Origin of the sequence: Streptococcus sp. Marseille-P7376 (assembly GCF_902460385.1) — a bacterium.
GTDB classification, from domain to species: Bacteria; Bacillota; Bacilli; order Lactobacillales; family Streptococcaceae; genus Streptococcus; species Streptococcus sinensis.
Genome location: NZ_CABPTS010000033.1, coordinates 1 through 10,120, shown reverse-complemented (window position 1 = coordinate 10,120; position 10,120 = coordinate 1). Strand labels below are relative to the sequence as shown.

The window sequence follows — 10,120 nt, the reverse complement described above, 5'->3', positions numbered from 1 at the left end:
GGATTTCGGAACTTTGACAACTTTAGAACTAGAATTCTCATCACTTTGAATATCAAAAAGGAGAGAACCAATTCGGTCCTCTCCAGATGTTAGCTGACATCAACCCACTACAGTTGACAAAGAGCCATAAAAAAATGTATGGAATCCTTTCCTGATTCCATACATCTTCAATTTCGTTTAGTCCTTATCTATTTGAGGTAAAAAAATCGTAAAGCGCATCCATCTATTCTCAACAGCTTCAAAGCGATAAGTGAGATGGTGCTTTTCTAAAATTTGCTGAACTATGAAGAGCCCCAGTCCTGTACCGCCATCTTTCCGATTGCGACTATAGTCCGGTCGATAAAATGGCTGGAAAATCTGCTGAATCTGTGACTCGTCCAGTACTTTCTCAGCTTCATTTTCTACGATTAACATCCTATCGTCTAGGCGAACCAAAACTTCTCCACCTTCCACTGTATAATGAAAGGCATTATCAATCAGATTTTTAATCGCTTTGAGTAAATAGGTCTTATTTCCCCGAACTGTCGCTTCTGAAAGTTGAACGTTAAAGCGATAATGCTTGAGATCAGCCAGAATCTTGTAAGTGCTGATATTTTCTTCAAGCAGCTTTTTCAAAGAGAAGGTTTCTCGTTCTGTCTCCGTCGTCATCTCCAGTTTTGAAATAGCCAGAATAGACTGGACTAAGTCCGACTGTTCTTCTAAGATTTCGCGGCACTTCTGCAGATACTTATCACGATCTTTAAACTCACCCACGCCATAAATCATCCCGTCAATCATTCCCATCATGCTGGTAATTGGCGTTTTCAGTTCGTGGGAAGTCATACGGAGAAATTCTGCTTTTTCGCGCTCGCTTTCTGCGACTTTTTCATTTTCCAAGCGCAGAGCTTCCATACTAGCTAATAAATTCGTATATAAATGATTAATATCCTGAGCCAAATCGGCTATCTCGTCTTGCCCTTTTACTTGACACAAGACATCTGGAAGCAGGGTCGTCATTTGACGGGTGCTCGACGATATATCCTTGATCCGCTGGCTGGAAGTCCGGCTATAGAGATAGGCAACTACGCCTCCTAGACTCAGCGACAAAAATAGCACAAAAGGATAGAGATTAAGCAAAATCCGGCTGGCATCCGACACTGGCTGCAAAGAATACTCACCTCTCAGGACAACTTCCTTACCATCTGAAGTCCGAAAGCTTTCTGACAGGGTCTTGCTCTCATAGTCACTGCTAGGAATCGTTGGGACAATTGTCAGCTGTAGCGAGCTTTCTCCGCCATCCTCAAGAGAGGGATACAGAATCGTATTGTCTTGAGCCAGCAAGGTAAACCAAATCTGATTATTTTTTTTGCTATAGTTGCTCAAAAGCTCACTGATTTCCTGACTAGACTTTCCTTTAACCTGCTTGGCAACCTGATCAAACTCTCGCTGGGCTTCGCCACCCTTGACCTGCTGGTAATAAACCGGCATAGCAAAGTAAAGACTAGCCAGCACGATGGTCACTACCACAAAAATGATGGAGGAAGTCAGAAGGAAATTCTTTTTGACAATTTTCACTTGTCTTCTCCTCCAAGCTGGTAACCCATACCTGTGATCGTTTTCAGAGGAATGCCTGGAATTTTCTTACGAATATTCTTGATATGATTATCCAACACTCGGCTATCTAGTTCACTATAGCCCCAAATGGTATTCATCAGCTGATCGCGCGTCACCAAGTGGTCCTTTCTCTTGGCCAGAGCCTGCAAGATTTCATACTCTTTCTTGGTCAGAGGCATCTTTTCGCCATGCCAATAAACCGTGCAGTCATCAATGGAGACTGTCAGCTCACCGACAGCAATTTCTGAAGCAACGGTATTCCGACGCAGAATATTCTCAATCCGTTTGACTAAGATCAGCGGTGAAAAAGGCTTGGTCACATAATCACTAATGAGGTGATTAAAGCTGACTAGCTGGGTGTACTCGTCATCTAGTGCCGTCAGAATCATGACGGGAATTTGAGAAGTCTTGCGAATTTCTTTGAGCACGTCCAGTCCACTCATGGTCGGCAACATCATATCCAAAATGACTAAGTCAAAAGACTCTGCTTCAAATTGAAGCAAAGCCTCGCCTCCATCAAAGACTGGTGTAACAGCATAGTTACTTTCTTTTAAAAATTCACAAATGACTTGATTAATCGTAGTATCATCTTCCACTACTAAAATCTTTTGCATATATGCTTGATTCTCCTTTATTTATTCAAATCGCAGGGCTTCAATTGGATCCAGCTTGGATGCTTTCACAGCCGGCAGGAGCCCAAACACTACTCCTATTATACAACAAAAGAGCAAACTTACAAAGACCGAAAAGAGGGATAAAATATATGGATAGGCTAAAGACTGGGTAATAGCAAAGCCAGAGGCAATTCCAGCAATTACACCAATAACACCACCCATCAGAGTCAGGATGACCGCTTCGATCAGAAACTGCTTAAGAATAATCTTGCGCCGAGCTCCCAGAGCCTTTTTAATCCCGATTTCACGCGTCCGCTCCGTCACTGACACCAGCATAATATTCATAACACCGATACCTCCAACTAGGAGAGAGATGCTAGCAATACCCGCCAATAGTACAAAGTTGGACTTGTTGAGATTTTCCAGCTGCCGTTCAAATTCCTGCAGGTTCAGCACACCAAACATATAGTCTGACTGCGATATCTGCTGATTGAGATAGTCACTGACCTTCTTAGCCACCTTCTTCAAATCATCGGCTTTATGGGTTTGGACCGTTACTTCTGGACTGACATTGATGGTATCAAAAATCCGGTGCCATTGTTGGAGAGGAATATAAGCCACCTTTTCCGAACCAGAGGTTAAACCACTCTGCTCAGTAGACTCAAATACGCCGATGACTTTAAATGGGTTGCCCATGACTTCTACATACTTACCGATGCCATCTCCATTAGGAAAGAGGGTATCATAGAGCGTCTTTTCTAGATAGGTCACTTGCTCTTGATTTTTGAAGGCTTCTGAGTCAAAGCCCTCACCTTCCAACAAACGTTGTTGCTTGATGTCAGCGACCGACTGCGAAACCGCCTGAACCTTCCCAGATGACTTCTGACTGAGATAGTAAATCTTTTCGTCCGTACCATAGGTCATCAAAGCATTTTTAACTCCAGGGATTTCCTTGATCTTAGCTAAAACATCCTCTCCCATAAAGGGAATATAAGAAGGCTTCTGAGCTTGGGATTTTTCCGGAATGGTCGGATCAATCGAACTTTTCTTGTCATAGACGACCTTGATTGTATTATTGTTACCGCCGATAAGCTGACGTTTTGTATTTTCCGTATTTCCTTCAATGATGGAAAAAATAGCAATAATAGCACCAATCCCGATGATAATCCCCAGCATGGTCAGCATAGAGCGCATTTTATGCGACAGGATGGAGTTTAGAGCTACAAAAATATCTTCCATATAGCCCCCTTCTATCCTAATGCCCTAGTCTCTATATTACCGTCCCGCAAAACAACCGTTTGTTTGCAAAGCTGGGCAACTTCCGGCTCGTGGGTAATGATGACAATAGTCTTACCTTGTTCATTAAATTGCTTGAAAAGCTCCATAATCTGAACACTGGTCTTAGTATCCAGCGCTCCAGTCGGCTCGTCTCCCAAAATAAAGCTGGGATTGGTCACCAAGGCACGCGCAATAGCTACCCGCTGCTTTTGACCACCGGACAACTCCATAGGCTTAAAGTCACTTCTTTCTTCCAAACCGACCAGACGCAGCATTTCCAAGGCGCGTTCTCGTCTCTCTTTTTTAGGAACTTTCATGTAAGTCAGAGGTAATTCTACATTTTGGCAGGCTGTCAGCTTGGGCATGAGGTTAAAATTTTGAAAAACAAAACCAATCTTCTGATTACGCAAATCGGACAGCTGATTGTCGGACAGATCAGAGACATCAGTCCCTTCGATATGGTAGGTCCCTGAGTTCGCCTTATCTAGGCATCCGATGATGTTCATCAGGGTGGACTTGCCAGATCCGGACGGCCCCATAATCGCTAGAAAATCCCCCTCTTTCACATGCAGATCAATTCCTTTTAAAATCGGAAATTCCTGACTGCCCTGCTGATAAGATTTGTGGATATCCTTAAGCTTTAACATTCTGTCCTACCTCCATCCCTTCTTCCATGCCCTCTTTTGGTGTCGAAATGGTATCCTGCATTGTCAGACCTTCTGTAATCTCCACCAAACGGTCGGAAACTTTCTGAGTCTTAACTTCCTGCATTTTCAGCTTCTTGCCATCTACTTTCCAGACATAGGTTTTACCATTTTTGCTGAAGGTATAAGATTTATTAACCACTACCTTGCCGGCCTCAGGAGCATTTTCTACAACATTGACATAAGAATGGGAGCCTATCAATGGCATTTCTCCGCCTTGATCCAGCTCAACAGTATAAGGGTACTTGCCTTGGTTGGGGTTTTCCTGTTGTTTGTTTCCGCCGTTGCTATTTCCGGTATTTGCTGTTGTCAAAGTACCGACCTGGGTCACCGTGCCACTCCAGCGTTTCTTCGGATCCTTACGGTCCACGACATCCACTCTCTGTCCCACGCTCAACTTCTCACGGTCAAATTCACTGACAGACCCTTTGATTAAAGTTTTGGACTTGTCCATGATTTCAATAAAGTTTTCTTCTTCTTTTTTGGTCTTGGACTGAGTTGGCAAATCTTCATTCATGGATGTAATGGTTCCAGCTGTATCGGCTGTTACGGTATCATACTTCATCCGATCTGATTCCGTCTGAGCGGTCACCTGAGCCTTTTCAGCCTCAATCTGAGCTGTCGTCACTTCATTGTCAGCAGTCTTTGCATCAGTGAGTGCTTGAGCCAGCTCGTCTTCGGCAGATTTTATCTGCTCCAGCAGAGACTCGTCTTGACTAGAATTATATTTTCCCTTGAGTGCATTGAGACTAGCCAGCTTACGGTTATAGGTTTCCCATTTGATAGCGGCGCTATTTTGAGCAGTTGTAATGGCGTTGGCCTTAGACTGGGCGTCGTATTGAGCTGACTGGGCTGTCAGTTCCTGCGATGTCACATAGGAGAAGAGAGGTTGACCTTGTGTCACTGTATCGCCATTTTTGACAAATACTTCCTTGACTTCTCCCTTGGAAGGGTCAATCTTGACCTTACTGCTATTGTTAGCAACTACTTCCCCAGATAAAACTAGGCTTGTTTTCTTACTGTTATTGACAGCTTCCTGAACCGTCAGCGAATCAATCTTTTTATCTACCATTTGCATGGCCTGTTGCTGATTGACCTGCTTGAGAAGCACATAGCCTCCCAGACCAGCACAAGCAAGAATGACTGTGCTGCCCAATATAATGGTTTTACGATTCATTTTTTTTCTTCGAAACATATTGCCTCCAACCTACAAGTTTTATCTTTTATTCACTAGCTGATTCAGATTCATCCGTTGGCATTTCTTCACCGTCAGCTGGGATCTGAATAACATTTCCGTCTGGCATCGTGTATTCTGTCACTTCCTTGCCGTCTACTGTCTTAGTTTTTTGGTCAACAGCGTCTTTCTTGAAGTCCACTTGTTTGCCGTCAATGACTTCTTGATTATCTGCATTTTTAGATCCACATGCGGCTAAAAAGAATCCAGACATTCCGATAAGGGCAACAAGCATAGCAATTTTTTTTGTGTTCATTTGATTTCTCCTTTGTTTTAGAAAACAGGAATTTTGAGCTTTCCTGATTGTATTTGTTTTTTTGAACAATTCCATTCTATCAAAGCAGTCTATCCCCTTCCTAACCGCTATCTGTTTTTTGTCTGTTTTTTAGAACTGATACTATTCTTTTAAAAACAGGTCTTATCCTATGGCTAAACCCCTTTCAACTGATTTTATGGTATAATAGAGTGATCTATTTTAAAAGAATGAGGTGTAGAAATGACTCAAACAGTTTATTTTGGAACATATACCCGCCGAGATTCGCAAGGAATTTACAAGGCAGAATTTGATACTGAAAAGGGACAGCTATCAAACTTGGAGTTAGTAGCTGAAGAACCAAGCCCCACCTATCTAGCCTTTGACCAAGCTGGTCATCTTTACACAGTTGGTGCAGAAGATGGACAAGGTGGAGTTGCTGCCTATGACCAAAAGGCTCAGCTGCTCAATCGTGTGGTGGAAGACGGCGCTCCGCTTTGCTATGTCGCTGTTGATGAGGAGAGAGGTCTTGTTTACGGAGCCAACTACCACAAAGGACAAGTGCTGGTCTACAAGCGGCAGGAAGATGGCAGCCTAAAGCTGGCTGATTCGGACACTCATATCGGCCAAGGTCCTCATGCCAACCAATCCTCTGCCCATGTCCATTATACTGACCTGACACCCGATCAATACCTGATTACTTGTGACCTCGGAACGGATCAAGTAACCACCTACGATGTGACAGAAGCTGGAAAACTGAATAAACTTGATACATACACATGTGCTGCTGGAGCTGGAGCACGCCACATTGTCTTTCATAATCACCATAAATTGGCCTACCTCATCTGCGAATTAAACTCAACCATTGAAGTGTTGATTTACGATGGCGTTGGGCAGTTTGAGCACCTGCAGACCATCTCAACTCTCCCAGAAGGATTTGATGAATTTAATGGTACAGCAGCCATTCGCCTCTCTGCAGACGGCAAGTTCCTTTACGGCTCTAACCGCGGTCATGATTCGATAGCCGTTTATCAAATTCTGGCTGATGGAAGTTTGCAGCTTGTCGAAATCACGCCAACAAACGGCAAAAATCCGCGCGATTTCAATATCACACCTGATCAAAATTATATCATCGCTGTCCATCAAGACTCCGACAATGCAACTATCTTCAAACGCGATACTGAAACAGGAAGATTGACTGAGTTATCTCATGATTTCTATATACCAGAAGCTGTCTGTGTTACTTTCAAATAAGCAATTGTAAAATGTGATTTTTCAAAAAAGTTCAATAAGGCGCCTTCGCACAGCTCCAAGCGTTGCTTTTGAATCGATCTGCTAGAAAACAACACCTTTTATAAGCAGTCAATTTAACTCTTATTACAGCATTGACTCATCTTACTGTAAGTCTCTACTGCTTCCACCTCACTGTTACAAGCAAGCTGAAAACCATAAAAGAAAAACAACAAACAACCCAGCTCCAGAATTTTTCTGGAAATAGAGCTTGTTTGTTGTTTTTGTATCAAGTAAAATACTTATTTCACTGCTGCTTTCAAAGCCTCTACCTTATCCAACTTTTCCCAAGGCAGGTCAATGTCTGTCCTACCCATGTGGCCATAAGCTGCCGTCTGACGATAGATCGGACGTTTCAAATCCAGCATTTGAATGATACCGGCCGGACGCAGGTCAAAAATCTGACGAACCGCTTCCTGCAGCTTGCTTTCTGCAACTGCTCCAGTTCCAAAAGTATCGATGCGTACAGAAACCGGCTGAGCCACACCAATAGCATAAGCTAACTGCACTTCCGCTTTCTTAGCCAGTCCAGCAGCAACGATGTTTTTAGCGATGTAGCGAGCTGCGTATGAAGCAGAGCGGTCGACCTTTGTTGCATCCTTACCAGAAAAGGCACCGCCGCCGTGACGAGCATAACCGCCGTAAGTATCCACAATAATCTTGCGTCCTGTCAAGCCAGAGTCCCCTTGAGGACCGCCGATTACAAAACGGCCGGTTGGATTGATGAAGAATTTTGTCTTCTCATCCAAATACTGGGCTGGGATAACCGCTTTAATCACTTTTTCGATCACATCACGATGAATCTCTTCATTGGTCACTTCTGGGTCATGCTGAGTCGAAATAACCACCGTATCCACGCGCACAGGCTGGTCATTTTCATCATACTCAACGGTCACCTGTGACTTCGCATCTGGACGCAGATAGGCAATCTCTCCTGATTTGCGCAACTCTGCCAATCGACGGACTAGCTTGTGACTGAGCGAGATGGGCAGCGGCATGAGCTCTGGCGTTTCATCCACTGCAAAGCCAAACATAAGCCCCTGATCTCCAGCTCCAATCAAGTCCAGCGGATCTTGGTCCGCATTCCCACGAACCTCCAAAGCTTCATTGACACCCTGAGCGATATCTGGCGACTGCTCTACTAGAGACGGATGCACACCGACCGTCTCTGCTGAAAATCCATACTCTGTATTGGTGTAGCCAATCTCTGCAATGGTATCACGAACCACACGGTTAATGTCTACATAAGCTGTAGTCGAAATCTCACCAAAAACATGAACAGAGCCTGTATAAACAGCTGTTTCAGCAGCCACATGGGCATCTGGATCCTGACTCAAGACAGCATCCAAAATAGCATCGGAAATTTGGTCTGCAATCTTATCGGGATGTCCCTCCGATACAGACTCAGACGTGAAAAGTTTACGTTCTGACATAAAAATGTCCCCCCTTAAAAAATATTAAACAAATAAACAAACTCCAAAATGATTGCAAATCATATCACCTACGAGTTACGACGCGAAAGAAATAAAACGATACTTTTTTATTTCTGAAGCTAGTAAGACGCATCGGTTGACCGCAATATAGGGGCAACCGTAGAATGACGAGCGACTTTGGAGCCGTCATTGTTTGCGAGTTACAAAGTACTGATAGAAGTTTCCTACCATCTTATCGGGACTATATAACCTTTTCATTATATCACTTTTCTCTAAAAAATTCAGAATCTTTTAAATAGAAAAAGCTATAATCAGAAACTATAGCTTTATTGCAATGATAAACTAAGGGCAGCTTGCTAACAACTCTTCAACTTCCGCCTTACCGATAGCATCACCAGCTTGGTCAAAAAGTCTGATAGCAGCCTCAAAGTTGGATCTTGCTGCTTGTAGATTTCCCAAAGCTTGAGCAATTTCACCCAAGCCTCGGCAACTACATGCATGATTTACCACATCATCTGACTCCATAGAATAGATATGTGACTTTTGCATAAAATCCTGAGCTTGAGCCAACCTGCCTAATTTAAGATTTAGGTAGCCTAGCTCATAGAGATTAACTGATTGACGATAATGGTCATCTGGGAAATACATCGCTAGGAAAGCAGCTTCTTTTTCAATCCACTCTAAAGCTTGACAAAAATCTCCCGCAGCTCTAGCAACATAACCTAGCTGATGATAAGCGATATGCTCATTTTCTCTATCACTTTCTTTCTGAGCCTGAATCAGATAAGCCTCTAAATTTGCAAAAGCGTTCTGATAATCCTGCCTTTCTACAGCTAGATAGGCCCGTAAATTCCAGCGACTAAAGGAATCTTTTTCCAGCTGCTGCTCTAGTTCTTCGGCCTTATTTAACTGTCCTTCAAAGAAATACTGCCAAGCGGCTGCCAATTTATCATTCATCTGCCTTCTCCTTTTACCTCCAGAACTTCTCGCCTAAACCAACTCTGTCTGAGCAATGGCTTCTTTCACATCTTCCAGTGGCAAATGAACTAATTCCACCTCTTTTTCCTTGTAGAGATATTGAGCATAGTCATCTATGCGATATTGGTTGATGTAGACCACCCGTTTGCAACCTACCTGAAGCAGCTGCTTGGTACAGTTGAGACAGGGAAAATGGGTCACATAAGCCGTAAAGCCTTTAGGCACGCCCCGCTCAGCTCCCTGCAAGATGGCATTGACCTCCGCATGCAAGGTCCGTACACAATGACCATCAATGACCAAACACTCATGATCAATACAGTGCTCCGTTCCTGAAACGGAGCCATTGTAACCGGTCGATATGACCTTATTATCCTTGACTAAGACCGCTCCGACCTTGGCGCGTTTGCAGGTCGAACGATTGGCAATCAAAAGCGCCTGTGCTGCAAAATATTCATCCCAAGCTAACCGATTTGACATCATCATTCACTCCTCCATCCATTCTCACTATATTATACTAAAACACTTGGCGATTGTCACCCTAACAAGAAAAAAGGGCTCTATAATTTCTGTAGTGGGTAAATCCACCGCAGGGATTATGGAGCCGATTTTGTTGTAGAAAAAAAGTCCCATAAGACCTATAATGAAAAGCAACGAAACCATCATTAGAAAGAATCTTATGGAACAATTAAATTTTATCACAAACCTACTCGAAATTAAAGACAAAAATATCATCATTCTAGATT

Annotated in this window: 10 protein-coding genes; 1 reads left to right on the top strand and 9 read right to left on the bottom strand. The window is 43.3% G+C overall.

What is annotated here, in order from left to right:
- Nucleotides 1–177: 177 nt before the first annotated feature.
- From FZ952_RS11070 to FZ952_RS11045, 6 genes are read right to left on the bottom strand one after another with little or no spacing between them, the layout of a single operon-like run.
- Nucleotides 178–1,554, bottom strand: coding sequence for a sensor histidine kinase (locus FZ952_RS11070; protein ID WP_148881695.1), 1,377 nt, complete (start codon nt 1,552–1,554; stop codon nt 178–180).
- Nucleotides 1,551–2,207 carry a response regulator transcription factor gene (locus FZ952_RS11065; RefSeq protein ID WP_037616309.1) on the bottom strand — a complete coding sequence of 219 codons (657 nt, stop codon included), beginning with the start codon at nt 2,205–2,207 and terminating at the stop codon, nt 1,551–1,553. The genes FZ952_RS11070 and FZ952_RS11065 overlap by 4 nt, the downstream gene beginning before the upstream one ends.
- A gap of 21 nt (nt 2,208–2,228) precedes the next feature.
- On the bottom strand, nt 2,229–3,446 hold the full coding sequence (locus FZ952_RS11060; protein ID WP_148881694.1) for an ABC transporter permease: 1,218 nt from the start codon (nt 3,444–3,446) through the stop codon (nt 2,229–2,231).
- An 11-nt stretch (nt 3,447–3,457) separates the two neighbouring features.
- Entirely contained in the window at nt 3,458–4,132 is a 675-nt protein-coding gene (locus FZ952_RS11055) for an ABC transporter ATP-binding protein (RefSeq protein WP_062004917.1), read from the bottom strand.
- Nucleotides 4,119–5,384: an efflux RND transporter periplasmic adaptor subunit gene (locus FZ952_RS11050; RefSeq protein WP_062199609.1), complete on the bottom strand. Its 1,266-nt coding sequence runs from the start codon at nt 5,382–5,384 to the stop codon at nt 4,119–4,121. The genes FZ952_RS11055 and FZ952_RS11050 overlap by 14 nt, the downstream gene beginning before the upstream one ends.
- Before the next feature lie 28 nt (nt 5,385–5,412).
- Nucleotides 5,413–5,679, bottom strand: a complete 267-nt coding sequence (locus tag FZ952_RS11045; RefSeq protein ID WP_062199611.1) for a hypothetical protein — start codon at nt 5,677–5,679, stop codon at nt 5,413–5,415.
- 240 nt (nt 5,680–5,919) lie between these two features.
- On the opposite strand from FZ952_RS11045, the gene FZ952_RS11040 reads away from it, so the two are divergent.
- Nucleotides 5,920–6,930, top strand: a complete 1,011-nt coding sequence (locus FZ952_RS11040; protein ID WP_148881693.1) for a lactonase family protein — start codon at nt 5,920–5,922, stop codon at nt 6,928–6,930.
- 278 nt (nt 6,931–7,208) lie between these two features.
- Here the strand turns inward: FZ952_RS11040 and metK are convergent, their stop codons facing one another.
- From metK to FZ952_RS11020, 3 genes are all read right to left on the bottom strand, one after another.
- Nucleotides 7,209–8,399 (bottom strand): methionine adenosyltransferase, encoded by a 1,191-nt coding sequence (gene metK / locus FZ952_RS11035; protein ID WP_148881692.1) that lies wholly within the window; start codon nt 8,397–8,399, stop codon nt 7,209–7,211.
- A 342-nt stretch (nt 8,400–8,741) separates the two neighbouring features.
- Entirely contained in the window at nt 8,742–9,356 is a 615-nt protein-coding gene (locus FZ952_RS11025; RefSeq protein ID WP_148881691.1) for a tetratricopeptide repeat protein, read from the bottom strand.
- 33 nt (nt 9,357–9,389) lie between these two features.
- The gene (locus FZ952_RS11020) at nt 9,390–9,857 is read right to left on the bottom strand and encodes a deoxycytidylate deaminase (RefSeq protein WP_048765231.1); all 468 of its coding nucleotides are present in this window, start codon (nt 9,855–9,857) and stop codon (nt 9,390–9,392) included.
- Nucleotides 9,858–10,120 lie beyond the last annotated feature (263 nt).

What these genes read in the sequence shown, in the direction of transcription:
- FZ952_RS11065 (WP_037616309.1), bottom strand. Translation starts at nt 2,207, where the DNA reads ATGCAAAAGATTTTAGTAGTGGAAGATGATACTACGATTAATCAAGTC.
- FZ952_RS11060 (WP_148881694.1), bottom strand. Translation starts at nt 3,446, where the DNA reads ATGGAAGATATTTTTGTAGCTCTAAACTCCATCCTGTCGCATAAAATG.
- FZ952_RS11055 (WP_062004917.1), bottom strand. Translation starts at nt 4,132, where the DNA reads ATGTTAAAGCTTAAGGATATCCACAAATCTTATCAGCAGGGCAGTCAG.
- FZ952_RS11050 (WP_062199609.1), bottom strand. Translation starts at nt 5,384, where the DNA reads ATGTTTCGAAGAAAAAAAATGAATCGTAAAACCATTATATTGGGCAGC.
- FZ952_RS11045 (WP_062199611.1), bottom strand. Translation starts at nt 5,679, where the DNA reads ATGAACACAAAAAAAATTGCTATGCTTGTTGCCCTTATCGGAATGTCT.
- FZ952_RS11040 (WP_148881693.1), top strand. Translation starts at nt 5,920, where the DNA reads ATGACTCAAACAGTTTATTTTGGAACATATACCCGCCGAGATTCGCAA.
- metK (WP_148881692.1), bottom strand. Translation starts at nt 8,399, where the DNA reads ATGTCAGAACGTAAACTTTTCACGTCTGAGTCTGTATCGGAGGGACAT.
- FZ952_RS11025 (WP_148881691.1), bottom strand. Translation starts at nt 9,356, where the DNA reads ATGAATGATAAATTGGCAGCCGCTTGGCAGTATTTCTTTGAAGGACAG.
- FZ952_RS11020 (WP_048765231.1), bottom strand. Translation starts at nt 9,857, where the DNA reads ATGATGTCAAATCGGTTAGCTTGGGATGAATATTTTGCAGCACAGGCG.